At 50.2% G+C, this 25,769-nt stretch carries 26 protein-coding genes; 9 read left to right on the top strand and 17 right to left on the bottom strand.

What is annotated here, in order from left to right:
* Nucleotides 1-14: 14 nt before the first annotated feature.
* Entirely contained in the window at nt 15-923 is a 909-nt protein-coding gene (gene rimK, locus AQULUS_RS00715; protein WP_148337658.1) for a 30S ribosomal protein S6--L-glutamate ligase, read from the bottom strand.
* Nucleotides 920-1,396, bottom strand: a complete 477-nt coding sequence (locus AQULUS_RS00720) for an ATP-dependent zinc protease family protein (RefSeq protein ID WP_148337660.1) — start codon at nt 1,394-1,396, stop codon at nt 920-922. The genes rimK and AQULUS_RS00720 overlap by 4 nt, the downstream gene beginning before the upstream one ends.
* Before the next feature lie 119 nt (nt 1,397-1,515).
* Here AQULUS_RS00720 and AQULUS_RS00725 point away from each other — a divergent pair, with 119 nt between their 5' ends.
* Nucleotides 1,516-1,776 (top strand): hypothetical protein, encoded by a 261-nt coding sequence (locus AQULUS_RS00725; protein ID WP_148337662.1) that lies wholly within the window; start codon nt 1,516-1,518, stop codon nt 1,774-1,776.
* A gap of 47 nt (nt 1,777-1,823) precedes the next feature.
* On the opposite strand, the gene AQULUS_RS00730 is transcribed toward AQULUS_RS00725, so the two are convergent.
* The 7 genes from AQULUS_RS00730 to AQULUS_RS00760 all read right to left on the bottom strand — a co-directional run bounded on the left by AQULUS_RS00730 (nt 1,824) and on the right by AQULUS_RS00760 (nt 7,155).
* A complete protein-coding gene (locus AQULUS_RS00730) occupies nt 1,824-2,279 on the bottom strand; it encodes a cytochrome c-type biogenesis protein (RefSeq protein ID WP_148337664.1) in 456 nt (151 codons plus the stop codon).
* 3 nt (nt 2,280-2,282) lie between these two features.
* Nucleotides 2,283-2,825, bottom strand: coding sequence for a DsbE family thiol:disulfide interchange protein (locus tag AQULUS_RS00735; RefSeq protein ID WP_148337666.1), 543 nt, complete (start codon nt 2,823-2,825; stop codon nt 2,283-2,285).
* Nucleotides 2,822-4,780 carry a heme lyase CcmF/NrfE family subunit gene (locus tag AQULUS_RS00740; protein ID WP_148337668.1) on the bottom strand — a complete coding sequence of 653 codons (1,959 nt, stop codon included), beginning with the start codon at nt 4,778-4,780 and terminating at the stop codon, nt 2,822-2,824. Before AQULUS_RS00740 ends, AQULUS_RS00735 begins: the two co-directional genes overlap by 4 nt.
* Entirely contained in the window at nt 4,777-5,250 is a 474-nt protein-coding gene (gene ccmE / locus AQULUS_RS00745) for a cytochrome c maturation protein CcmE (RefSeq protein ID WP_148337670.1), read from the bottom strand. Before ccmE ends, AQULUS_RS00740 begins: the two co-directional genes overlap by 4 nt.
* Nucleotides 5,247-5,399, bottom strand: a complete 153-nt coding sequence (ccmD, locus tag AQULUS_RS00750; protein ID WP_148337672.1) for a heme exporter protein CcmD — start codon at nt 5,397-5,399, stop codon at nt 5,247-5,249. The genes ccmE and ccmD overlap by 4 nt, the downstream gene beginning before the upstream one ends.
* Complete coding sequence (gene ccmC, locus AQULUS_RS00755; RefSeq protein ID WP_148337674.1) at nt 5,396-6,127, bottom strand: heme ABC transporter permease CcmC; 732 nt, start codon at nt 6,125-6,127, stop codon at nt 5,396-5,398. Before ccmC ends, ccmD begins: the two co-directional genes overlap by 4 nt.
* Before the next feature lie 89 nt (nt 6,128-6,216).
* Nucleotides 6,217-7,155 (bottom strand): hypothetical protein, encoded by a 939-nt coding sequence (locus AQULUS_RS00760; protein ID WP_148337676.1) that lies wholly within the window; start codon nt 7,153-7,155, stop codon nt 6,217-6,219.
* Nucleotides 7,156-7,414: 259 nt separating this feature from the next.
* Between AQULUS_RS00760 and AQULUS_RS00765 the strand changes: the two genes are divergently transcribed.
* Complete coding sequence (locus AQULUS_RS00765) at nt 7,415-8,614, top strand: ABC transporter permease (RefSeq protein WP_148337678.1); 1,200 nt, start codon at nt 7,415-7,417, stop codon at nt 8,612-8,614.
* 49 nt (nt 8,615-8,663) lie between these two features.
* Here the strand turns inward: AQULUS_RS00765 and AQULUS_RS00770 are convergent, their stop codons facing one another.
* From AQULUS_RS00770 to AQULUS_RS00800, 7 genes are all read right to left on the bottom strand, one after another.
* On the bottom strand, nt 8,664-9,527 hold the full coding sequence (locus tag AQULUS_RS00770) for a hypothetical protein (protein WP_148337680.1): 864 nt from the start codon (nt 9,525-9,527) through the stop codon (nt 8,664-8,666).
* A gap of 180 nt (nt 9,528-9,707) precedes the next feature.
* Nucleotides 9,708-10,442 (bottom strand): ATP-binding cassette domain-containing protein, encoded by a 735-nt coding sequence (locus AQULUS_RS00775; RefSeq protein ID WP_148337681.1) that lies wholly within the window; start codon nt 10,440-10,442, stop codon nt 9,708-9,710.
* Nucleotides 10,439-11,320 (bottom strand): ABC transporter permease subunit, encoded by an 882-nt coding sequence (locus AQULUS_RS00780; protein WP_148337682.1) that lies wholly within the window; start codon nt 11,318-11,320, stop codon nt 10,439-10,441. Before AQULUS_RS00780 ends, AQULUS_RS00775 begins: the two co-directional genes overlap by 4 nt.
* 4 nt (nt 11,321-11,324) lie before the next feature.
* Nucleotides 11,325-12,305, bottom strand: coding sequence for an ABC transporter substrate-binding protein (locus tag AQULUS_RS00785; protein WP_148337684.1), 981 nt, complete (start codon nt 12,303-12,305; stop codon nt 11,325-11,327).
* Between the two features lie 431 nt (nt 12,306-12,736).
* On the bottom strand, nt 12,737-14,596 hold the full coding sequence (locus AQULUS_RS00790) for a metallophosphoesterase (RefSeq protein WP_148337686.1): 1,860 nt from the start codon (nt 14,594-14,596) through the stop codon (nt 12,737-12,739).
* A gap of 172 nt (nt 14,597-14,768) precedes the next feature.
* Nucleotides 14,769-16,202, bottom strand: coding sequence for a pyruvate kinase (gene pyk / locus AQULUS_RS00795; RefSeq protein ID WP_148337688.1), 1,434 nt, complete (start codon nt 16,200-16,202; stop codon nt 14,769-14,771).
* The gene (locus AQULUS_RS00800; RefSeq protein WP_148337690.1) at nt 16,199-17,392 is read right to left on the bottom strand and encodes a phosphoglycerate kinase; all 1,194 of its coding nucleotides are present in this window, start codon (nt 17,390-17,392) and stop codon (nt 16,199-16,201) included. The genes pyk and AQULUS_RS00800 overlap by 4 nt, the downstream gene beginning before the upstream one ends.
* 260 nt (nt 17,393-17,652) lie before the next feature.
* Between AQULUS_RS00800 and nhaA the strand changes: the two genes are divergently transcribed.
* The 6 genes from nhaA to waaC all read left to right on the top strand — a co-directional run bounded on the left by nhaA (nt 17,653) and on the right by waaC (nt 22,909).
* Nucleotides 17,653-18,801, top strand: coding sequence for a Na+/H+ antiporter NhaA (gene nhaA / locus AQULUS_RS00805; protein WP_148337692.1), 1,149 nt, complete (start codon nt 17,653-17,655; stop codon nt 18,799-18,801).
* Nucleotides 18,802-18,810: 9 nt separating this feature from the next.
* Nucleotides 18,811-19,563: a CDP-alcohol phosphatidyltransferase family protein gene (locus tag AQULUS_RS00810; RefSeq protein ID WP_148340234.1), complete on the top strand. Its 753-nt coding sequence runs from the start codon at nt 18,811-18,813 to the stop codon at nt 19,561-19,563.
* Complete coding sequence (locus AQULUS_RS00815; protein WP_148337694.1) at nt 19,560-20,510, top strand: NAD-dependent epimerase/dehydratase family protein; 951 nt, start codon at nt 19,560-19,562, stop codon at nt 20,508-20,510. Before AQULUS_RS00810 ends, AQULUS_RS00815 begins: the two co-directional genes overlap by 4 nt.
* Before the next feature lie 73 nt (nt 20,511-20,583).
* Nucleotides 20,584-20,796, top strand: coding sequence for a zinc-finger domain-containing protein (locus AQULUS_RS00820; protein ID WP_148337696.1), 213 nt, complete (start codon nt 20,584-20,586; stop codon nt 20,794-20,796).
* Nucleotides 20,797-20,861: 65 nt separating this feature from the next.
* The gene (waaF, locus tag AQULUS_RS00825; RefSeq protein ID WP_148337698.1) at nt 20,862-21,878 is read left to right on the top strand and encodes a lipopolysaccharide heptosyltransferase II; all 1,017 of its coding nucleotides are present in this window, start codon (nt 20,862-20,864) and stop codon (nt 21,876-21,878) included.
* A gap of 2 nt (nt 21,879-21,880) precedes the next feature.
* Nucleotides 21,881-22,909, top strand: coding sequence for a lipopolysaccharide heptosyltransferase I (gene waaC / locus AQULUS_RS00830; RefSeq protein WP_148337700.1), 1,029 nt, complete (start codon nt 21,881-21,883; stop codon nt 22,907-22,909).
* A 79-nt stretch (nt 22,910-22,988) separates the two neighbouring features.
* Here waaC and AQULUS_RS00835 read toward each other — a convergent pair whose 3' ends face one another.
* Nucleotides 22,989-23,789: an OmpA family protein gene (locus tag AQULUS_RS00835; protein WP_172622680.1), complete on the bottom strand. Its 801-nt coding sequence runs from the start codon at nt 23,787-23,789 to the stop codon at nt 22,989-22,991.
* Between the two features lie 221 nt (nt 23,790-24,010).
* On the opposite strand from AQULUS_RS00835, the gene AQULUS_RS00840 reads away from it, so the two are divergent.
* Nucleotides 24,011-25,762 (top strand): ABC transporter ATP-binding protein/permease, encoded by a 1,752-nt coding sequence (locus AQULUS_RS00840; protein ID WP_172622681.1) that lies wholly within the window; start codon nt 24,011-24,013, stop codon nt 25,760-25,762.
* Nucleotides 25,763-25,769 lie beyond the last annotated feature (7 nt).

Genomic DNA, 25,769 nt, shown 5'->3' on the forward strand with positions numbered 1-25,769 from the left:
CAAACCGCCGGCGGTCAGCTTTTTTCCTGTCTATCCTTGTCATTATGGATGATGCCGGTTTCAATGAACTGGATGATTTCTCCCGCCACATCGATGCCAGTGGTTTTTTCTATGCCTTCAAGTCCGGGAGACGCGTTGACTTCCATAATCAGCGGTCCGCGGTTGGAACGCACGATATCAATGCCCGCCACATTTAGTCCGATGATGTGCGCGGCGCGTATAGCCATGTTTCTTTCTTCGTCGGTGATCTCGACAGGCGTCGCAATGCCGCCCCTATGCAGATTGGAACGAAATTCCTCGGGTGATTTGGACTGGCGTTTCATTGCCGCGACGACTTTTCCACCCACCACGAAACAGCGTATATCCGCGCCGCCGGCTTCCTTGATGTATTCCTGCACCATGATGTTGACTTTGAGTCCAAGAAACGCTTCCAGCACACTGCGCGCGGCTTTGGTCGTTTCCACCAGGATGACGCCGATTCCCTGGGTTCCTTCAAGAAATTTAATGACCAGCGGCGGCCCGCCCACCATTTTGATCAGGTCTTGAATTTCATCGAGTGAATGCGCGAAACCGGTAATAGGCAAGCCAATGCCTTTTTTGGATAACAGTTGAAGAGAGCGCAGCTTGTCACGGCCGCGGGTGATGGCGACGGAATCATTTACGCAAAATACGCCCATCATTTCCAGCTGTCTGACTACAGCGGCACCGTAAAACGTGACGGAAGCACCGATGCGCGGGATGACCGCATCGTAATGTTCCAGTTCATTGCCCTTGTAATGAATGGTTGGACGCGCGGAAGTGATGTTCATGTAACAGCGCAGCGTGTCAATGACGTCAGCCCTGTGTCCTCTTGCGAGCGCCGCTTCAACCAGCCGCTGTGTGGAGTAAAGATTATGCTTCCTCGATAGAATCGCGATTTTCATTTCTTGTGTGCCTTTGTTGTAACAAACGAGCGAGCTGGATTGACGATGAAATGTTTGCGCAGGGCGCTTCTTCCCAATAACATTCTAAACAGCATGTTTTCCCGCTCGGTGAGAGTAATCTCAATCTGCCATGTTTGTCCAGCGATTGTAATCGGCGTCTGAATCACATAACGTTCCTCTCCGTGACCGCCCGAGTCGGTAACCATGCGTTTGTCCACCACATCCGCAACACAGGTCACGATATTTTCCGTGTCATGCTGCAGGGGGTGGATTTCAAAACTGATCCTGTTTTTACCGTTTTCTGTAAACGGGTTTAATGAGAAAGCATGCAGCGCGGACGTGCGCGCCCCTGTGTCAATCTTGGCTTTTATCCGGCTGATCCCAAGCTCGGGCAGACTGACCCATTCCCGCCAGCCGATTACGGGATACTTTCGTATGGTTTTAATTAATTTGATATTTTTTTCAATGTCCATGGTAATCTTCCAGACCCGGTACACGCATCTTCATCGTAGCATATTCATTTAATATTATCTTAAGCTTGCCAGCCTATAGTCAAAAATGACTGTTTATACTGACATAAAAGGAGATAGGCATGAAATCTCGTCAGAAGAATGATAAAACTGAATCCTCTCCCAGAACCCAGACTTCGCTTCCAATCAATATCCCGCACAGTGCACCTATCAAAATTCCTGTTCCGAATGAAAGAGAGGAGACACGCCAGACGCCGTGCTCTTCATTTTATATCGGAAGTCCGGAGGGTGAGGCCAAATTCAGGTTATTTGTGCAGCGCCAGAGAGAGTTCGAAGCAGGGCATCAACATCAACAGAGTGAATCAATCTCTCCCAGATATTGAAATTCCCGAGAACCGTGAGTTGATGAACATTGATCGGCAGAGAAGCGTCAAGTTTTTTGGCGCTTCATAACGCGTGTCAGCATGAAGAAAATAAACGCCATGCCTATAAATGGAAAAGTCCATAAGATCAGTGTGGATTTGTTTAACGGCGGAGACAGCAGAATAAACTCGCCATAACGTCTGACCAGATAATTCTTGATTTCATCGTTGGTTTTTTGTTCTGTTACCATTTTATAAACCTTGTCGCGCAAATCATTGGCAAGCGGCGCGTTCGAATCGGCGATATTCTGATTTTGGCAAACCACGCAGCGAATTTCCCGGGTCAGTAATTGAAAACGTTGGGCATCCTGCGCAGATGAAAAAGGATAAGCGTCCTGTTCCGCGGCGAACGCTGGCGTGACTGCCAGGACAAGAACGAAGAGAAGCCATTTCAAGAGCCAACGCAGCTTTTTTTGCTGTCGTTTTGTTCCGCTCGAATAAGAAAAACTGGGGTTTTTATACATATTTCAGCCGCCGTTCTTTTTGATCAGGGGATACAGTGTTTCATCCCAGACTTTTTGATCAATTATGCCGATGTGCCGGTAAATGATTTTTCCGCGTTTGTCTATGACGAAGGTTTCAGGGGTGCCGTACACGCCAAAATCAATCGCGACATCACCCTTGGTGTCCCGCCCTATCAACACATACGGATTGCCGTTTCTATCCAGCCACGTCAACGCTTCCGGCGTATTGTCCTTGTAATCTATGCCATAGATGGGGACGTGATATTCATTTTTTATTTTCATCAACATGTCTTGTTCCAATCCGCAGGCGTAACACCAGGTTGCCCAGACATTCACAAGGGATACGCGGCCGGTCAACGACTGCTGGGTAAAATCCGGCTGTGACGGGAACAGGTTGGGCAGCCTGAAACGGGGTACTTCCTCGCCAATCAGGGCCGACGGCAATTCATTGGGTTTGGCATAAAACAATTCCCACCCCAGCAAGATCAGAAGACAGGACAGAATGATAAACGGAACAAACTTTCTGAAAAAATTGTTCAGATTCATGGCGAATGTCCATAGGATTTGGCTTTCAGGTAATCCTTGCGCTGCAATATGGCGAGGATACCGCCCAATATCATGATCAACCCTCCAAACCAGATCCAGCGAATGAATGGTTTGTAGTATAACCGTACAGACCAGTAGTCATCATCCAGAGGCTCTCCCAGAGCGATGTAGAGATCGCGAAACAGGCTGGGATGAATATCCACTTTGGTCATGACCATTTCGCGCACGGTATAAATCCGTTTTTCGGGGTAGAGCGTGGTGACGCGGCGGCGGTTTTTTTCAACGGCGAACGCGGCCTGAATGCCGCGGAAGTTGGATCCCTGTATCCCTTTCGTATCCAGGAAGTGAAATTGATAGGGGCCGAGAGTGGTTTCATTGCCGGGCCTGATGCGTACTTCACGCTCCTGATTTAACAGGCTGGATAACAGGATGCCGATTACCAGGATGGCGAAACCGGCGTGCGCAAGAGACATGCCGGGTGCGTTTTTCACGGATCCCCTGACACTCGCTATGATCCAGAGGCTCAGGCTCAGGCTGATCATCGCGACCGGGTTCAGTGTGCTGGTAACGCCATAGAGTAATGCGGCCGCGCACAGGATGCTCAATAGGATGCGTTTCCAGGCCTGTTCCAGCAGACTCTTGATGGACGATTGCTGCCAGTGAGTCAGGACGCCTAAACCCATCAGCATCATGACGATCATCACCAGCGGCAGCATGACCTTGTTAAAATAAGGCGCTCCCACGGATATCGTTCCCAGCTTCAAGGCGTCTAGAATGAGCGGATATAAAGTGCCTAGCAAGATGGTTGTCATTGCCACGAATAGCAGGGCGCTGTTTAACAGCAGCATCATTTCGCGCGAAGCCCAGGTGAAAGGCGCGGCGTTTTGCCGAGTGAGCTGCGGAATGCGCGCGACATAAACGGCGAGAGCGGCGGTCAACAATATCGCGAGCAGCAATAAAAGAAACGCCCCGCGGGCGGGGTCATTCGCGAAAGTGTGTGCCGAAATCAGCACACCTGACCGCACGAGGAACGTGCCTAGCAAGCTGAGCGCGAATGAAATAATGGCGAGCAGTGCCGCCCAGCCTTTGGCGGTCTGGCGTTTTTCACAGAGAACCAGCACATGGATGAGGGCTGTGCCCGAGAGCCAGGGAAGCAGTGAGGCATTTTCAACCGGATCCCAAAACCAGAAGCCGCCCCAGCCTAAAACCCGATAAGCCCACCAGCTGCCCAACGTGATGCCAAACGTGAGAAAACACCATGCGGCAAGCGCGAATCTGCGCGTCATATGAGCCCAGACAGGATCCAGCTTTCCACGTATCAGCGCAGCCTGGGTGATGGCGAACGCGACGGAAAAACCAACGTATCCGGTGTATAACATAGGCGGATGGATGACGAAGCCGGGATCCTGCAGCAAAGGATTCAGATCCCGTCCCGCCTGCGGGATCAGCGCGGGCGTGAAGGGATTGGAGGTGAGCAGCAGAAAACAAAGGAAGCTGAAACTGATCAGGCCCAACACGGCCAAAACCAGTTCTTCTTCCCCCGTCATCAGAAGCCTCCGTTCCGCTCCGGCCGGCGGATATTCTTGTTTGACTTTTTGAAACGATGAAGAGCGGTAAAACACGGAAAAAGCCAGTGTCCAGATGTTGAGAATCAGGATCCATAATAAAATGGAACCTTCGTGCGCTCCCCACACCGCCGTTAAGCGGTACATCAGCGGCAGCCAGGGATGAGAATTGGCAGCGACATAGGCGATGGAAAAATCACTGATGGCAAAAGCAATGGTCATGAGGAGGTAAGCGGCAAGAATGCAAATCAATTGTCCCAGCGCGGCGGGACGGGCGCATGCCAGCGCATGAGGGTTTTTGCGCCAGTAACCCCACAAGGGCAGCAGGCTTTGGACGAGGGCAAAAAGCAGGGCGAGAAACAAAGCAATTTCACCGAATAGCCTGATCATGAAATATTCCTGTCCGTTCGCGGGGATGTGTTGACTGTTGTGACGCCGGTTTTTTCGTACATGGCTTTGTAGACATTTTTGGGCATGTAATTCTCATCATGTTTTGCCAGCACCTGCGTGGCGATGAATCGGCCTTCCGTGTCCAGACTGCCTTCCGCAATGACGCCTTTGCCTTCACGGAACAAGTCCGGAAGAATGCCGGTGTAGCGGACGGGTAAGTCGCGCTTGAAATCCGTGACGATAAATTCAACGCCCAGGCCGGCCGGATCGCGTTTGACCGAGCCATTTTTTACCATGCCGCCCAGCCGGAAATGATAAGCGGGCTGCAGGTGAGCCGCGGCAATCTGGCCCGGAGTAAGAAAGACATTGATATTCTGTTTGAGCGCATACAGGATCAGGCCTGCCGCAGCCGCGAGACCGAGAACAAACAGCCCGACATAATATAGACGTCTTTTATGCAGATAATTCATGATTTTTTATTTTGCTCACGCAGATAATGCTGCCAGCGCCGCCAAGGGAAAAACCATTGCGCCAGCAGGAACGCGAATACGCACCCATACGCGCTCCAGACATAAAATCCATAACCGCCCATGTTCAGGAAGCTGAGGAGAGTATTCATGACCGCTGTTCCTTTAGCCAGTGGTGGTTTGACTCCAATGCTGTCAATTCATATCCCATACGCAGAAACAGTACGATCGCGTAATAGATCAGAAACGCTGCAATCATGGCAAGCAGAGGAGACAACATGGAGGAATCAATTGAGGAAGGCGAAAAAACCTTGATTGTTGCGCCCTGATGCAAAGTGTTCCACCAGTAAACTGAATAATGAATGATGGGGATATCCACGAACCCGGCCAGAACCAGTATGGCGACGGAGCGCTCGCGGCTGCGTTTTTGCGCAAGCGCGGACTGGAGCAGCATGATGCCCAGATAGAGAAACAACAGAATGAGTTCAGACGTCAGACGCGCATCCCAGATCCACCAGGTGCCCCACATAGGCTTGCCCCAGAGGCTTCCGGTCACCAGTGATAGAAATGTAAAACCGGCGCCTATCGGGGCGCTGTGACGGATGACCAGGAATGCGAGCTTCAGCCGCCAGACAATAGCGGCAACAGCGGCGGCCGCCATGACGGCATAAATGAACAGGGAAAGAAACGCACAAGGTGCGTGGATATAGAGGATGCGAAAACCGTCACCCTGCAGGTAATCCGCGGGTGCCAGTATCAGCCCGCCAATGATTCCATAGCTGAATGCGAGCAGGAATAAAGCTGTCAGCCAGGGTGTGACCATTCTGGATAAATAAAAAAACTTCTTTGGTGACACGAGGCTGTTAAATAGGTACCACATCCTGTTTATGCCTTTTGCTTATAGTGGGTCAAAATACTACCAAAGATGGGGTATTCTGACAATAAAGTTGGGCACTGAAGAGTGAGTGGCTAGATGTGGCTCGGGGAGAAGGCTTGCTTGCCAGTCTGCTCATACAGTTTATCCGCGCGTGCGCTGACCAGGCCAAAAGCTGCGTCGTCAGAGCAGGCCTTAAGCATAAATCGATGTCCCTGATAGTCAGTCAGCCTGTTAACAAAGGTTTCATAACTTAACATGAAGATTTTTTCAGGCGCTGACTCCCGGGATGCATAACCCGGGTCGCGGAAAAATACCATTTCCACGCCGTTCACTTTTTTCACCTGGTCGACAATGATGGCGTGAGTAAAGGGGGAAATATCCCCTATGTATTTATTTTTATTGAAATAATAAACTTTTCTTTCGGCTGTGGACTCGCTTTTGAATTCACGGGGTTTTTCGCTGTAAAAACAGCTTCCGAACTTGCCCATAAAATAATGGGCTCCCTGTTGACGCAGGGATTCCTTCAATCCTTCCACGCCATCACGCGGATGCCAGCTGGCCTTGCGCAGGCTCATCAAGGGGGCGAAGACATTTTCTATCAGGATATCGTAGAAGATGATCCATTTGTTGAAATCATTCAGACGGGCATAATACTCCAGCGGCTCCAGGGAAAAATGATGTTTCTGCCGGCAGAGATAATAGTAATTCATGAAGTTTTCATTTCTGGTGAGCGCCTTGGTAAAATCAATGCTCAGTTCGGCACATATTTCGCGGGCGGTTTCGAGCAGAAGCTCCAGGCCGACAACATGGGGAAACAGACTCAATGCGTGCTTGATTCTCAGATAAGCCTGCATATGTTTGTCTTCTTTATTGTTCGTATTAAAAAACGCGAGCCTGCGCATGGCATATAACGTGCAAGTCATGCCTGTCTGCTGTTTAATGCATTTGCGCGCGCCAGTATGCGACAGCTTGCCTGAGGGCAGGCCGACTTGAACATTGTCATCAGTGTTGAATAATAAGCGAATATTCATTCTTATTTTATATTTTAAGTTTTAGTGTCTGCGTTTTGTGTAGAGTGATGTTACAACATAAACGGAAAAAATTTAAGAGTCTTTTTCAGGATTTTTATTGAATTGTGCCTGTTCAATAAAAATCCTTATATTTTCCGGGTTGGGCCTTGCCCCTCGGGAGAAATCCGTAGCGGCATCTGTTCCGGGTCTGTCAGGGATCGTTGAACAATCTTCCGGATAGTGTAAATTGACAACGAAACCGCCAAACAGTGAAGACATCATGAGAATCATTGAACATGCTAAAGAAGGATTATCCAACCTGTATTATTCGAAACTGCGGTCTGTTCTCGCCTTATTGGGCGTGCTGGTGGGAACGGCGTCGGTGGTGGCCATGGTGCTGGGGGGGGAGCTGGCGACGAATGAAGCCTTGCGGCAGTTTAAAACCCTGGGGACGGACTTATTGGCTGTGTCGGTGAATTTTTCATCGGAAGAGAGCGAGCAGACGGCCGGAAAAAACGAAAATCTGACCTTGTCCCAGTCCCTGGATCTCGCGAAAGCCGACAAGGAGATTTTGCAGGTTGCGCCTTACACACAATTATTTCATCCGGTTTTATACAATGGCAATCCGGTCAATGGAATCATATTGGGAGTCACCGGCAGTTTTGCGGATATCGTGCAAATCAAAATGCAGACGGGCCGCTTTGTTTCCGTATTCGATAAGTATGAATTTTATTGCGTGATTGGACATGAGATTTACGAAGCGCTAAAAAAAATATCGCTCAGGGATCCGCTGGGTCAACAGCTGCAGATAGGAAAAAATATTTTTGTGATTGTGGGTGTCGCCGAGCCTTGGCCGGAAAACAGTTTTGTTTATGCCAATATCGATAATTCGATTCTGGTGCCCATCCTGACATCGACGGTCGTAAGCAAGTACGCCACCATCAGCAATGTTATCATGCGTCTTACACAGCAAGCTGATATCGCCAAAGTGGAAGCAGGCGTGTCCGGCATGATCTCTGATTTTATATCCGGTAAACAGGTTACCTTTCGCAGCGCGAAGGAATTGATTGCCAAAATGAAAAAGCAAAGCAATATCCTTACCGTATTTCTTGGATTGATAGGCAGTGTGTCGCTGATCGTCGGCGGCATTGGCGTCATGAATATCATGCTGGTTTCCGTTGTTGAGCGCCGCCGGGAGATAGGTATACGTCTTGCGGTGGGCGCGCGGCGCAGAGACATAGGCATGCTGTTTTTAATGGAGGCGGTGATGCTTTCGCTGGTGGGAGGAACGCTGGGCGTGTTTATCGGTATTCTGGTGGCTTATGTCATCGCGATGATCTGGCATTGGCAGTTTACTTTTTTTCTGCTGCCCCCTCTTGCCGGCTTTTCCGTGTCGGTGGCGGTAGGCATTTTCTTCGGATTTTATCCTGCGTATCTGGCGTCGCGGCTGGATCCGATTGACGCGCTGAGATCCGATTGATTTTTTGAATAAAAGAAATGCCGCCTGTCAGGCAATACTCCCGCACTCATTACGCCGAAGGTGTGTGCGCGTGATCGCTCATGGCGATCCTGTGGCTGGTCTGGTCCGTGTGGCTGCGGATCTCGGTCAGCGTGTGCGCGACCGCCTCTCTTAGCAGTTTGGGAAAAGGATTGGCTGGCGCGCAAAACATCAGAAAAGAACTGAAACCCGGAGAGACGGTTTCCGGGCAGGCGGCTGACATCTGTCGTAGGCGTGAAAGCAAATCTTCGCAGGATAATGCAACTGGACAGGCTGCGTCGGGCCCCAGTAACACCCGTATGTTGCCCTTGAGCAGCAAACACTTGTAATCAGCTACTTCCTGGGAACTGATGGGCGTGTGCTCTTCAATTACATTAAAATCTCCATCCCCGTCAGGAAGAATAATGGGCTGCATGACGCCTCGAGGCAGCAGATATCTGACGATATCATTCCGCGTGCTGTGTTCCATGATTTGCATGGTCATTAAAAGCAGCACCGCCTGACGTGCCTGTTTTTCAGCCGGACTCATTCCGGAAGTGATGCAAAATTTGCTGTAATCGCAAATTGTTTTCAGGGTGGAAAGGATTTTGCCTGTGGTTGCCATGTCCAGATCAAGCTGATTTTCCAGATAACGCTTGAAAAAGTAGTGCGCTCGCATTTTTTTGACTTCATTTGCATTAAACAAGAATTGCCTGTTCACTGTCACTGGGAGTTCGGAATTATTGAAAAATTGAAAAATATGCTGTGTGACTTCGTTTGGAAATATGGCGAAGGGATTGGATGGCGGCGGTTCAATCTGAGGGAATGAGACGGCTGCTGACACGGGGCGGTTAGCGGCGACGGAGGAAGCAGCAATATCTTCCTGATGCCGAAATGGCCGGCGTCGTCTCAGCATGCTGGATACTCCTCGAATTGTCATGGCAAGAAACATTAACAGGTTCTAGTATATCCGGCGAATCATGATTTACAACTTTTTATTGGGTTTGGCCGCGCGTCCGCCCCCGTGTGTCTTAAGCAGGGACAGCCATGCGATGACGCCGGAGAAATAAGGGATGATGCAGGCGGAAATTCGGCATCAATAATAATGTCTGATCAGGTCTTCTTTGGTGAGGCGGCATTTTTCCTGTTCATCAAACATGTGTTGTATCCTGCCTTCATTCAGCATCAGGATACGGTTTCCATATTGCATGGCGATATCCAGATCATGAGTGGTAAGAATGCAAGTCATGTGGTGTTGCGTGATCATTGCCTGCGTCAGGCGCATGATTTGCGCGGAAGTCTTGGGGTCTAATGCACTGGTATGTTCGTCAAGCAGCAATATCTTGGGCGGCTGCAATAGGCAGAATGCCAGTGCCAGCGTTTGTTTTTCACCGCCGGACAATTGTGAAACAGGCAAATCAAGCTTGTGAGAGAGATTGGGATTGAATTCCTGCAGCGCTTCCATGAGAAAAGCTCTCTCGGAACGATGCCGGGTGAACAGGGATTGCCTGTGCGACATCAGCAAATAATTTTCATAGAGAGTGAGGGAGGGAAAAAGCGCTTCTTCGCAATCCTGGTTGAGTACCGCCACGTGCCGGCGGAATTCCGCTTCGGAATAGTGTGTAACCGGCTTGCCCATCAATTCGATGCTGCCGGTGTGCGAGATATATTCGCGGTGCAATAATTTTAAGAGAGAACTTTTACCGGAGCCGTTGCTTCCCAGCAAAATGACAAAATCCCCGGAGGCAACTTGATAACTGACATGTTGCAGCGACGGTTTGCCGGATCCGGCAAATTGCATCGAAACATTGTTGATTTGAAGTAGGGTCATGAGGGTATGCCTGCCGAATAAGGTTTGACTGCCGCGCGCAAGAACAGGATGAGCAAAAGCCCCAAAATCATTTTAAGATAAATGGGGTTGACATCCATGCGCAACAGCACATTCAGTGAAAAGAAATACAATAACACGCCCAGCAGACAGGAAAATAATTCAGCGCTGATACGGAAAAAAGTACGCCTGGTCAATCGCTGTAATAACTGTTGTCCCAGAATGATGGCGCCGATTCCCGTGAGGGTCATGCCAAAGCCCATGCCGGTGTCCGCATAACCGACGGTCTGGGCAGTCAGGCATCCGGCAGCGGCCGCAAGCAGATTTGTCAATGCGAATCCGCTCATGCGATAAAATTCAATTTTCCTGCCCAGGCGTTTCAGCAGCTTTGGATTATCACCCATTGCGCGCAAGGTCAGGCCGAATTGTGATTTAAGCAATACCACGGCGGTGAGACAGATGGCAAATGCATAAACGCCAACCAGTAGCCATCCCAGTAATTCACTTTGATCAAAGGCGGAAGAAACTAAAGTGGTTTGCGACAGCAGGCTGATATTGGGTTTGCCCATGATACTCAGATTAATGCTGCTGAGAATGAAGGTGGCCAGCACACCCGCGAGCAGAGGATCCACCTGCCCGCCGCGCTGGATTGCCGCGGCCAGCATCCCGGCGAATGCGCCGCAGACAAGCGCGGCTCCTGCCGCCGGCAAGGGTGAGATGCCCAGCGTCAACAGACGGGCAAACACTCCCGCTCCCACAACGAAGCTGCCGTCAATTGTCATGTCGGTTGCGCGCAAAATGTGGTAACTGATGCTAATGCCAAGCGCTAGCGGAAGAAAGGTCAGTGATTGCGTCAGTATCGAAAGAATAAAGTCTGACATGCGATCAACTCCTGTCTGTCTTGTTGACAGGTTCAAGCGTGTAATGCAGTTTTTCCGCCGCCGACTGAATTGGAGCAAATGACTGCTTTTCCTGGTCCAGTGAGGAGTTGTTCACAAAGACAGTCAGTTTCGACATGGTTGTGATCGGCAGGCTGCATGGGTTTTTTCCCGATAGAATAGCCGCGGCCAGATTGGCTCCCTCCACACCGATATCGCGCTCATGCACACCGAGTGCGAATCCCGCTCCGTCCTGCACCGATCCCTGATCGGATGTGATGAGTGGAATTTGCTGTTTGGCGGCCGCTTTTTCGAGGGTGGAAATGCCGCTTACAATGAGGCTGTCTTTCAGAACCAGAATGCCTTGGGCATCAGCAGGAAGATTGTTTGCCGTGCCGTATAATTCATTCAGTGTTGGCACCATGACCGGTTTGATGGTAATCCCCGTGTTTTTTCCTGCGGTTACAGCGGCTTCCACTTCCGGAAAGACTTTGTCCGCGGCGCTGTGAATGAGGACAATCCGCTGCATTTCCGGATAGGCTTGATGAATAAATTGCAACAGACGCTCGGCAGAAATTTCATCATGCACGACAGCGATGTTGCATGTTTTTAGCCGGCTCCGGTCTTGTTGTGTCAGGCTGGATGCCAGGCTGACTATAGGCTGTTTCTGTATTGAGGACACGGACATTTGCGTTGCATCCGAACCAATGGGTACGATCATGTCATAACCCTCGCTTTTCATTTGCTGAATGATGGCGCGCTGCAGGTTCATGTCCGCCTGCGCGTTGGCAACCTTGAACCGCAGCGGATAGGAAGATTTCGCGCTTAAGGTTTTGGTAAAGCCATCGACGATTTCATCCATGGCTTTGTGTTCAATGGGAACGATGATTCCGATTTTTTTCTCGTTTGCAGAAGCCTTGCAGCCAGCCAGAGCGGCGGCAAAGAATGTCAAAAACAAGATTTTAATCATATTGGAAAATACAGTCATGACAGCTCTCCTCAATTTATTCAGGGACGTGCGCAGAAAACTGCGCGTAGAAAAACTTGTGGAATGGTATAAATGCGCCTAGGGGCGCCAAAGCCGAGCTGTCATGAGATGACTGATAATAAGACCGGGGTGAAACATGGGTGAATCCTCCAACACATTAATACGCAAAAAAACAAAGGGCGGCTTTTGGTTAGCTGCGCCAGCGTCCGCGATGTTTTGTGCAGGAAGATATTGTTTTCATAGTCATTTATTTCCGATTGTTCAGACTGCTATCTCATGGTTTGGATGAAACAGCCTTACTCATCATACCCTTAATCCAACGGGCTGTCAAAAAATATACATCGCATTTTGCATGACCGGGGTTTATGTCCGGATATGTGACGAGCGCGCCTGTCTGGAACTGGTTTCAAGGATGGTTTTTGAAATGAATTCTAATGGTGGTGTGCTTCCAGCGCGGTGCGCAGTACTTCCTCATGCAGTTGATCTATGCTTTTTCCGTAACGCATTTGCAGTTTTGTATTGATAACCAGATAGAGAGAATGATCGGAATCCTTGTTTTGCAGGTTTTCCATGAGACTATGCAGAAATATGATGGTGTCTCCATATTCCGAAGGAGTGAACTGATTGAAGAAGTTCATCATTTCATGCATGCAGTCTACATCATGTTGTGTATGTGTGCGGTTGTAATTGAGCATTTTGTATATGCTGGTTAACGGAGGCATCTTGTTGAAGAATCCTCCGTCGGTTTCCGTCTGCTTTTCATGGAGAAAATCGACGTAATTACCACAGGCTTGCAGGACAATGCCGCGCAGCTCTGCCACCCGCTCATCCTTGGTTTCCATGCGAACCGGCTTGCTGTCACGGCTGGTAAACTGTAAATGATAGCCGCGCGTCGTCACGACATTAATGTTGAATAATTCCGGTTTGGTGGTGTCGCAGGAAAGAATGGCGAATCCGTGTTCCCGCATGAAACAGCCAAGATTTTTCTGTTTTCCAAAATATAAGCGGTGCTGGAGTTCATTGCTGCCGCCGCCGCCCGCCACAATCTGGCAAACTTTTGGACCAGAGGTTTCGTCCGCTGCGTTGTTGTAGACATAAATGGAATGATCATGCGCGGTGCTGATCATAGAGGGCTGCAGGCCTTGGAAATCATAAATGATTTTGGCCAGCATCGCATTGTAATTGGCGTTTGTGTCGAGATTTTTGAGGTCCAGCGGTTCCAGAAAAGCCTGTTTCAATCGCTCTTTGAAATCAGATGAGCGGGGTGGTATCTGCAGGATGCGGTTCAACAGGGTAATTTCACCGGGGTTGAGATAATGCTTGGCATCCCAGCCGGACGAATACACACGTTTGCCTACAGAAAACAATGGATGATGCATGGTAAACAAGGTGGCTCTCTTGTTCGTGGCGGCCTGGGCATACGCCTGTTCCAGCCAGGCAGCCTGATTGGTTGAGGGATCAATTTCCTTGTCGAACGCGAATAATCTCATCAACTCCAGAAAGTCTTTGGCATAGGTATTCGAATTCAACGCGAATACCTGGAATTTGTTGAAAACCCAGGAATGGTAAAAATGCGGCATTAAATGCTTGGGAAGATGCCGGTAATCGATCACGTCCTGCTGAAACAACCGGGACTTTTTTTCTTCCCGAAGAGGATCGCTGGGATGACGCAGCATGGAATGGGCGACCTGTTGTAATTCCGCCTCATCGTTGCTGTGCGGATTGGTGCCTAACAGATAATTATGTCCCGGAACCCAGGATTTCAGCTGGGTTTCTGTATCGCGCCCGCCGTCGTGGTTGCCCAGTACGACAACACAAGGCACGCTGCAGATTTCAGTTAGTTCCGGATTGCCGTAAATCCCGTGAAACTGCGATTCAAAGCGGGGGTCGACCGGATTGAACACTCCGTCAGGGTAAAAATTATCGCCAAGAAGAATAATCAGGTCCGGTTTCAATTCTGGATGGCTCTTGGCGAATTCATTTATTTTAGCCGCGACTTTTTTGGGGTCTTCTCCCGTGCTGCCCTGACACCCCAGCACGCACACATTCATGTTTGAACGCGGCAAGTGAGTGATATTGTAAACTCTGGCGGTTGACTTGCGCGCGTCATCCAATGCTTCGCTTATCTCTCTGGCAGAGATAGGGGCTTCCGGTCGTCTGGACGAGCCAACTTCCTCCAGGCTAATGCCAGTAGACGTGGCGGCAGGATACCAAAGAGCTTGCAAACTGGCCGCATAACTGCTGCCGGTGCGCTTTTCAGCGGGGGAGCCATCAACTTCGCGAGAGTTCATATTCCGGCCTGATAGTTAATTATTTGATTTTAAAGTATATAGCAGCCAGCTTAATGAATACTTAAGTCTCTTTATTGCATCGGGGAATGATGGGCCCGCCATCTTTCATCCTACGCGCGCCGCAACCACCGATAACATTTTGAGAAACGCGGCAAAGAACAAGCGGGTGGTTTTAATTGCCGACAGTGACAATTTTTAACGAATTGGTTCTGCCGTGCACCCCTATGAGGTCACCTTTGGTGATAATGACCAGATCGCCGCTTTTCAGGATTTTGCGGTTTTGCAATTCTTCTATTGCCGCCTGGTTCAGAATGCGCCTGTCTATATGTGTTGCGTCAAAGGGAACAGGGTAGACGCCGCGAAACATAGTCATGCGCCGCAGGGTTTCATCATGCCTGCTTAATCCATAGATGGGAATATTGGAGTTGACCCGGGACATGAGCAGCGGGGTTGTGCCGGATTCGGTCAGCGCAATGATGGCTTTAATGTCCAGATGATTGGCTGTATACATGGTTGCCATGGCGATGGCTTCATCTACATATCGCAGCTGCTGGTCGCGGGTATTGCGCATGGATTTGACACTGCGGTGTTTTTCAGCGCTGAGGCAGATCCTGTCCATGGCTGCGACGGCTTTGTCGGGATAAAGGCCCACAGCTGTTTCACCAGATAACATGACGGCATCGGTGCCGTCGAGGACCGCATTGGCCACATCGGATACTTCCGCGCGTGTCGGAATGGTGTTGTGTGTCATGGTTTCCAGCATTTGAGTCGCGGTAATCACAGGTTTGCTGAAGACCTTGGCAATCTTGATGATTTTTTTCTGCATCGCGGGCAATTCAGCATCGCCTATCTCCACGCCCAGATCGCCGCGGGCAATCATGACCGCATCGGAGGCTTCTATGATGCCGTCAAGGTTGGTGATGGCTTCCGCGCGCTCAATTTTGGCAATGATGCCAGGGTTACCGCCAGCTGCCTTGAGTAAAATACGGGCTTCCTTGATGTCGTCAGCATGGCGGGGAAAGGAGACCGCAATGTAATCAGCGCCCAGTCTGACTGCTTCCTTGATATCCGCCCTGTCCTTGTCAGTCAACGCGGCCGCCGACAAGCCGCCGCCCAGCCGGTTTATACCCTTGTTATTCGAGAGTTCTCCGCCGACGATCACCTGGCAGAAAATTTTTGTGTTTTCAACATCCAGCACCTTCATGACGATGCGTCCGTCATCCAGCAGCAGCGTGTCCTCCTTGCGCACATCGCGGGGCAGATTCTCGTAACCTAGGGACACGGATTGATCATCACCGGAATTTTCATCCAGCGCGGTATCAAGGACAAAAGTCTGCCCTTCTTTTAACAGGATTTTATTATTTTTAAACCGGCCTATGCGGATCTTGGGTCCCTGGAGGTCAACTAGCAGGGCGACCGGCTTTTCATGGCGTGCCGCGATTTCACGCACCTTGCTGATTCGGGATTCATGCATGCTGAGATCGCCATGCGAAAAGTTTGCGCGAAAAACAACAGCTCCAGCGAGAATGACGCGTTCAAGCATATCGGGGCTGTCAAGTGACGGCCCCAGCGTGACAACGATTTTTGTACGACGAAGATAATTCATGCGACCTTTTCATTTTTAATCATTCGCTCTTCTAAAGCGGCGATGACAGGTAATTTCTTGCCTTCCAGCACAGTCAGGAACGCGCCGCCGCCTGTTGAAATATAATCGATCTTGCTGCCGATTCGATATTTTTCAATGGCGGCAAGTGTATCACCGCCGCCCGCGACTTTAAATGCCTTGCTTTCAGCGATGGCCTTGGCAATGGCTTGCGTGCCTTTTGAAAACTCTTCCACTTCGAATGCGCCTATCGGGCCGTTCCACAGGATAGTCTTGGCCTTTTTAATCAGGCTGATGAAAATCTTGATAGTGTCAGGTCCGACATCAAATATTTTTTCATTGTCATCAATTTGCGAAACCAGGCGCACATAGGCTTCAACATTTTCCGCAAACCGTTCCGCCACCACTACGTCAACCGGAAGGGGGATTTCCGCATTGCGTTTTTTGGCATCCAGTGTCAGGCGTTCGGCTTCATCGATCAGGTCGGGTTCGTAAAGCGATTTGCCAACGGTGTAGCCTTCGGCTGCGAGGAAGGTGTTGGCTATGCCGCCGCCGATAATGATGGCGTCCACTTTTTTCACCAGTGAATCCAGCAAGGCCAGCTTGGTGGATACTTTGGAGCCACCGACAATAGCCAAGACTGGATGGGCGGGTTTTTCCATGATTTTATCCAGCGCCTGTAATTCCGAAATCATCAACGGACCAACACAGGCTTCTTTTGCGTACTTGATCACACCGGAGGTGGAAGACTCGGCGCGGTGGGAAGTAGCGAACGCATCCATGACGAACACGTCACACAGGGCTGCGATCTTCTTTGAAAGCTCGACATTATTCTCGGTTTCGCCGTGGTTGAAACGTACATTTTCCAACAAAACGAGCTGGGCATTTCCCATATTGAAACCGTCAATCCAGTTCTGGATCAGCGGAACTTCCGTTTTCAGTAATTTGGATAATTCTCTTGCCACCGGAGCTAATGAAAAAGTTTCATCATGGACGCCTTCGACCGGACGGCCGAGATGAGACATCAACATAACCTTGGCGCCTGCCTTAAGCGCCTGCTTGATAGTTGGAAGCGCGGCCCGAATGCGATGATCGCTCGTGACTTCGCCGTTTTTGAGAGGAACATTGAAGTCTACCCGAATCAAGGTACGCTTACCTTTTAGATCAAAGTCAGACATCTTTGGAATTGGCATTCACAGCTCCTTAAGTAACAACGTAATGATGTTGCTGAATTTATTGCATAACTGAAGGAAAAACAATAGTGTGGACTACTAGGCCCGATCAGGTTTTCAGACGGCCTTTCTCTGCCGGCAGGAGCGATTTTGCATGATGAACAGCTGTTTAATCAAGCGCGACGTGACGGGCATTGTGCAGAGGGCAGCCGGAAATCGTCAGACCGGCTGAGGTAAGTATATAATGTATCAAATAAATTAAATCGGAGCAGGATGCCGTTATGCCCATCCGCGTCGTCCAACGTTTTTTACAGCTGGAATCAGCCGGAGGCATCATTTTGTTTGTAATGGCCTTGCTGGCCATGCTCTGGGCGAACTCCCCCCTAAGGTTTATCCATCAGCAATTCATCGATCAATTTTTATTCGTGATTAATGACGGGCTCATGACTTTGTTTTTTCTCGTCGTCGGGCTGGAGTTGAAGAGAGGATATCTGGAAGGACAGTTTTCCAGGTTTTCACAAATGGCGTTGCCCTTGATTGCCGCGCTGGGGGGGATGGTGGTTCCCGCGTTGATCTACTGCCTGATCTGTTATCCTGACCCCGTGACGCTGAGGGGCTGGGCCACGCCGGTCGCCACGGATATCGCATTCGCACTGGGTGTATTGTCCCTCTTTGGCAAGCGGATACCGGTGACCCTCAAGCTGTTTTTAATGGCGCTCGCCATTTTTGACGACGTGGGCGCTATTCTTATCATTACTGTGTTTTATTCAAATGGAGTGTCAGTGCTTTTGCTGGCGGTTTCGGCGCTTATCCTGCTGTTATTATTCAGATTGAACGCCATGTCTGTGAGGTCGCTGCCGCTGTATGGCGTATTGGGCGTCTTGCTATGGATAAGCCTGTTTTGTGCGGGCATTCATCCTACAATCGCCGGTGTCTTATTCGCACTTGCGGCACCGGACAATGCTGATAAACGCAAGTCAGTTTTGCACAGGCTTGAAAACGGATTACACCCCTGGGTGGCGTATATTATCATGCCATTATTTGCTCTCGCCAACGCAGGATTTTCCCTGCATGGGTTGACCTGGAAAATCCTGCTGGATGATGTGGTGCTGGGGATAGTATTGGGGTTATTAATTGGCAAGCAGGCGGGCGTCATGTTTTTCTCCTGGATACTGATCAGGCTAAAATGGGCGCGGCTGCCTGAAAATACAACGTGGCTGCAGTTTTATGGCGCGGCTTTACTATGCGGTATAGGTTTTACTATGAGCCTGTTTCTTGGTACCCTTTCGTTTGCAAATGAAAGTGCTTATTTAATGGAAGTGCGTCTGGGGGTGATAGCGGGCTCTCTTTTATCCGGCTTGCTGGGCGTGGCGGTGCTGTTATTTGCTTTTTCCAAGGTTAAGCATATCAGTGATTTAAGGAGAGCGTGATTGAGAAATGTGTATTCTTCCAATAAAGTCAGCTTGATACAGCGATCAACCGGCTGGCTGATCCATGCGTTTACCGCTAGCGGAGCCTGCGTGGGTCTGCTTGCCTTGTTAGCCATCCACCAGCAGAATCTGCTGCTTGCGCTCTGGCTGATGGGCGCCGCCATCCTGATTGATGCGGTGGACGGCATGTTTGCCCGCATGGTCAAAATCAAGGAAGCCGTGCCGGAGGTGGATGGCGCGTTATTGGATAATATTGTTGATTTCTTTACCTACACCCTGGTGCCCTGTTTTTTTCTGCTGGTGACCAACCTGCTCCCTGAATACTGGCGCGTCGTATGCGTGATGGTTATTACCTTTTCTTCGGCTTATCAGTTCACCCAGGTGGATGCCAAGACGATGGATCATTTTTTCAAGGGCTTTCCCAGTTATTGGAACATCGCGGTCTTTTACCTGTTTTTCTGGCAAATGAGCCCCCTGACGAACATGATCATCCTGCTCTCGCTCGCCATACTGAGTTTTGTGCCCATCAAATATGTCTATCCATCCCGTCTTGATTACCTGACGGACAATAAATTTCTGCGTCTCGGCATGGTGATGATCACCATCCTGTGGGGAGCGGCAACAACCGGATTGCTATGGCTTTACCCACAGTCCAATCACTTGTTGGTCGCCATGTCGGTAGGGTATTGTCTGCTTTATTTCGGGATCAGCCTTTACCGCACCTGGATTCCATTAACCCGCATTGAACTTGCAGCCGAATGAATACCGGGCTTCCGCAGCACATGCCGCCGCAGCGGGTACTCGTGACCGGAGGTGCCGGTTTTATCGGTTCCCATACGGTGGATTTGTTGCTGGACCAGGGGCACGATGTGGTCGTGCTGGACAATCTGTCTTCCGGAAAGCTTGAAAACCTGGCGCTGCAACATCCCAATCTGGAATTTATTGAAGGCGATGTCCTTGAGTACCCATTTGTTGAGGAGCTGGCGTCAGATTGCGATGCGATCATGCATCTGGCCGCTATCGTTTCTGTACCGCAATCGATAGAAAATCCGATTTTATCATTCCAGGTCAATACTCAGGGTTTTTTGCATGTTTTGCAGGCTGCCAGCAAGGCTGGGCATCCTGTGCGTGTGGTGCTGGCATCCAGCGCGTCAGTCTATGGCGATGCTTCGTCCTTGCCATGTCGGGATGATGTTCCTTTGGCGGAGCAGCCGCTGTCTCCTTATGCGCTGCAAAAAATCCACGCGGAAAATTACGGAGATCTGTACTTCCGGCTGTTTGGAGTCAAAACACTTGCTTTAAGATATTTTAATGTCTATGGGCCGAGACAAAATCCGTCATCCCCTTATTCGGGCGTGATCAGCCGATTTCTGGATGCTTATCAGCACGACCAGGAATTGACGGTGTATGGCGACGGCGAACAGACTCGCGATTTCATTCATGTAGCAGATGTGGCCAAGGCAAACTGTCTGGCGCTGCAAACCGGCCACGCGGGTGTATTAAATATCGCGACCGGGAAGCCGCATTCGTTATTACAAGTCATAAAATTCCTGGAAAGCGTTGGCGGCCGCACGGCCAGGCTGAATTTTGCGCCCGCTCGAACCGGCGACATCAAGTCTTCATTTGCGGCAATCCGATTGGCAGAAACGCACTTGGGATTCAAGCCAGCCATGGCCCTGCGGGAGGGTTTGGAACGTATGCTGGGATAGTTGGGATATCAGCCTGAAATAAGGTATCATTACGCCCACGTGAACAAGCTCGCTGAAAAGCCGGAGAACGACCATGCAAAAAAGCCGGGGGACTGAAAATCAAGCCTGTACCCAGCGCCAGTACGTTATCTCGCACGCGGATTTGCCTCTCTCCTGTCCTCCGCGCGAGGACAGAGTCTGGGACGCGCATCCGCGTGTTTATCTGCCTGTAGAGGAGATGGGCAGGATAGTTTGTCCTTATTGCGGCGCGGAATATATCTTGAATGATTCTTCTTCCAGAGAATGAAACTCTTGCCGCTCATCCACAGTAACCATATGCAACGCATTCATTAAAACAGATAGTTTAACAATATGTCCTACAAGATTCTGATTATTGGTCCGGCCTGGATTGGCGATATGGTGATGGCGCAAAGCCTTTTCAAACTGATCAGGCAGCATCACCAGGATGCCGAGATAGATGTGCTGGCGCCTGCCTGGACGTTTTCCTTGCTGAAGTGCATGCCGGAAGTAGCCAAGGCTGTTGAAATGCCGCTTACGCATGGGGAAGTGAAATTGCGCACACGTTATCAACTCGCGAAAACGCTGCGCGCAAGCCGATATGATCAGGCGATTGTGTTGCAAAACTCTTTCAAGTCGGCACTGGTTCCCTGGTTAGCCGGTATTCCCAGGCGTACCGGATGGGTGGGGGAATTTCGTTACTTTCTTCTGAATGACGCGCGGCGACTCGATAAAAAGCGTTATCCCTTAATGATAGAACAATATATGGCGTTGGGCTTGCCGGCCGGCGCGGCATTGCCCGAGGCATATCCGTATCCGGAATTCAGCGTTTCGCCTTCTTCTCAATCCGCAACGCTGGCGAAGATCAAACCGGTCTGGCGCGGCCGGCCGGTGCTGGCCTTGGGAGCCGGCGCGGCATTTGGTCCGGCCAAGCGCTGGCCTGAAACGTATTTTGCGGATGTCGCCAATCAGAAATTGTCCGAGGGCTGGGATGTGTGGCTGTTTGGTTCACAGGCAGACCGTCCTATCACCGATAAAATCATGCAGCTGACGCAAAACCGCTGTGAAAATGTATCCGGCAGAACCGAGCTTTTCGAAACCATAGATTTGTTGTCCCTGGTATCGGGGGTGGTGACAAATGATTCCGGCTTGATGCACATGGCCGCGGCTTTAAAAAAGCCGCTGGTGGCCGTCTACGGATCAACCAGCCCTGCGTTTACGCCGCCTTTGTCAGCGGAGGCGAAAATTCTCAAATTGGATCTCGACTGTCAGCCTTGTTTCAAACGTGATTGTCCCTTGAGCCATCACCGTTGCATGCGTGATTTGAAGCCCGCTCTTGTTCTTGCCGCGATGGCAGAATGGAGGCAATAAATATGCGTGTGTTATTAATCAAAACCTCATCGATGGGCGATATTATCCATACTTTTCCCGCTTTGACCGATGCGGGGCGCGCCATCCCCGGAATCACTTTTGACTGGATGGTCGAAGATGTTTTTTCAGATATCCCTTTATGGCATCCGCGCGTCAATCGGGTCATTCCGGTCGCCTTGAGACGATGGCGCAAGAACGTGTTTTCCCGTGACACCCGCGCGGGTTTGGGGCAAGTGCGTGAGCAGTTGAAGAAACAGCGTTATGACCTTGTTCTGGATGCGCAGGGTCTGGTGAAAAGCGCATTATTGATTTTTTTGGCCGACGGCCCTCGCGCAGGCCTGGATTGGCGGTCGGCGCGCGAACCGCTCGCGTCCCTGGTCTATCAGCGTAAATTGAACGTTAATTTTTATCAGCATGCGATCGTGCGCATGCGCAGTTTGTTCAGCCTGTCACTGGACTATGCCTTGCCTGACCTCCAGCCGGAGTTTGATTTGAACCGTCAGATGTTTCAGGCGAATACGAGCGGTGAAAAATATCTGGTATTTTTATTCGGAACGACCTGGACATCCAAGCAATGGCCGGAATCCTATTGGATGCGTCTTGCTGAGCTGGCTGGCCAGGCGGGTTACCGCGTCAAGGTCAGCGGGAACAGCCCCGATGAAATCAAGGCGGCGCAGCGAATCGGACAGGCGGGTGCTGCGGTCGATGTGCTTCCGAGATTGAAAATATCCGAAATGGCCGCGTTGCTCGCGAATGCCGCGGCAGCAGTCGCGGTGGATACCGGTTTTGGGCATCTCGCCGCGGCGCTGGGTGTGCCCACCGTTTCCCTGTATGGATCCACGAACCCTGCTTATACGGGCGCTTTGGGAAAATCCTCCGTTCATCTTGCGGCGAATTTTTCCTGCGCTCCCTGCCTGAGTCGTGAATGCACTTACAAAAAGCCGTCCCGGGTGACGCCGGCTTGTTATGAAACGGTAGATCCCGCGCGTGTCTGGTCCGTACTATTGCCGCTGCTATCGCCGGCGTCGTGACCAGTTTTTCTGCTTTTGTCCATCCGCGAATTTCCGGCTTGTCAGGATGGGTGCAGGGGTCTGGCGGAATAACGCTTCGTTAAAGTGAGTCATCCATGCAGTCGCCGGTTGAGTTGGTGGTGTTGCAGCGGCTTGCGGGCGCTTTCACAATATCACCGTCGGTGGCGATACCGCCGACGTTGTAGACGGCAACATGTCTTTTATCCAGATGCAAATCACAATCCGACGGGTAGGAAGTGATCTGGATGCGGCTATTTTCGCGAATTCCATCATTGGTGATTTTGTTTGCGATAGGGAAGTAATCGCCATAACCGACATAACTTAGTTTGCGCAAGTCTGATCCGGGAGTTTTGAAGTCATTGATGCCTGAGTTCCACAAATAGGCTGAAATTTTTTGAGCGCGTTTCTCGGACAGTTTTTGCTCCCATCTGGATCGATAAAAGCCGCTGGTATTACCGGATATGATGATGTTGTTTTTTGGGGTGCGCATGAGCACGGTGGCAACACTGTCGAGTATGGGCTTGGACTGCGGCAGGAATTCCGCAGTATTGGGTTCAAACAGCCTGTCAGTGGGGATATAGATGCCCACGAAGTCACCGATTTTATATACTTTACCGCCTGCCTGCATAATGCCGCCGGAGTCATAACGCAGCGTGGTGACATAGTAGCCGATTGCGCCGCCGGCAAGTCCTGCGAGGCCGATATAGGGCTTGGTTCCGCCCAGAGCGGCGACACCGCCCGCGCCAATGCCCGCGCCTATGGCCGCGCCTACCGGGCTTCCCGTGGTATGGTTGTCCGGAATAAAGGGGTTGTAAGAACAGCTGGCTAGCAGAGGCAGGGATAAAATTAACGCGGCAATGGTCTTAGCTGTCCTTTTCATAATACTTTCCATGAAGAAATTTCCGTGATTATAGCCTGATTGGTTTGTTAAAAAAACGTCTGTGATAAGAATGCCGGAAGAATTGATCCGCCAGGGTGCCGCCAGGCAGTAATCCAGCAGTCATATACTACCGTTTGTTGCGCCTGATTCACGCGCTTGCAACTTGCAATATGTTATCATCGGGGGTCAAATGGAAGTATGGATTATTGCGGAGTGAAAGCATGGAGTTGTTTTCGGAAAAAGGCTCGCCCTTGATGCTGGAATCGCGTCATTATACTACCTGGGAATTGATCAAGGCCTACTGGCACTCGCAATATAAACTGTCCGCCTACCTGTTTTTTACCATTATTATTTTTTTGACCATAGTTCTGGTGGGCTTCGATGTTGTTTTCAATTACTGGTACAATTATTTTTACGATGCGCTGCAAGCCTATAATATGCATGCCGCGGTGCGCCTGTTGGTTTTTTTCTTCATTCTTGCGGCTTTCAATATTGTCGTTGCTGTTTATCGTTATTACCTCTCGCAGATATTTGCACTGCGGTGGCGGCGCTGGCTGACCGAGCAGATGATAGGGCGCTGGCTTGAGAAGCGCGGATATTATTATCTTGAAACTTTTGATGTCAAAACGGACAATCCGGATCAGCGTATCCAGGATGATGTGAACGGGTTGATTTCCAATTCGATCAGCCTGACAGTGGGTCTGGTCGGGGCGGTCACGACCTTTCCCGCATTTATCTATATTCTCTGGACCTTGTCCGGCGTGCTCTCTATTCCTCTGGGATCCCTGGGCACTATCCATATTCACGGTTATCTTGTCTGGGTCGGATTGCTGTACAACCTTATCGGGACCTTGCTGACTTTCAAGATCGGGTATCCGCTGGTAGGGTTGAACTTCGAGCAGCAGCAGCGCGAAGCCACATTTCGTTTTTCCGCGATTGATTTACGTTCGCATGCGGAGCAGGTTGCGCTTTATCGCGGGGAAGATCATCAGAAGAGTATTTTGAATTTTCATTTCTTCAGGGTTCTGGAGAATTGGTATGCGATTATTCTGAGGCAAAAATTATTGCTGTGGTTTACTGGCGGGTTTAACCAGGCTGCCGTATTGCTGCCATTGATAGTCGCACTGCCAAATTATTTCACCAAGGTTTTCCTGCTGGGTGGCTTGATGCAAAGTCTCAGGGCATTCGGCAACGTGCAGGAATCGCTTTCGTATCTGGTGAATTCATATACCCAGATTGCTGAATGGCGCGCCATTTCCCAACGTTTGACCACATTTGTCAATCATCTCAAGGAAGCGGAAATGAACGCAGAACAGGCTGATCATGTGGTTTTCAGGGAGCGTCCTGAAAATGCCATCAAGGTCAAGGATCTAACCATCAAGACAACACATGACAATACATTGTTGACGGCTATTGATGAAAATTTTGTGCATGGGACAAATTATGTCATCAAGGGGGAATCCGGAATCGGCAAAAGCACATTCATCAGGGCGATAGCCGGCGTCTGGCCTTTTGCATCGGGAGAAGTGACTTTTCCGGAAAACAAACGCGTGATGTATCTGCCGCAAAAACCTTATATGCCAATCGGCACACTGGCAGAAGCCATCTTGTTCCCGGATAAAAAAGATCCCGAACTGGAAAAAAACATTGAAACTGTCCTGCATGACTGCCATCTGGATGGGCTGATTCCGAGGTTGTCAGAAGTCGCCCACTGGTCAGAACAGTTATCGCCCGGGGAGCAGCAGCGGGTGGCGTTTGCCCGTGTCCTGCTGCATAAACCCGACTGGGTGTTTCTGGATGAAAGTACTTCTATGCTGGACCTTGCCAATGAAGCCCATCTTTACAAGATATTGCGTGAGCGTCTGCCGGATTGTTCGGTAGTTAGTGTTGGGCATCATCCCAGTGTGGATGCGTTTCATGACCAGGTTGTCAATATGTCTAAATACCGTCACGTGACCCGGGTGACCGCCTAGTGCCAGG

It is taken from the genome of Aquicella siphonis (genome assembly GCF_902459485.1).
Taxonomy (GTDB): domain Bacteria; phylum Pseudomonadota; class Gammaproteobacteria; order DSM-16500; family DSM-16500; genus Aquicella; species Aquicella siphonis.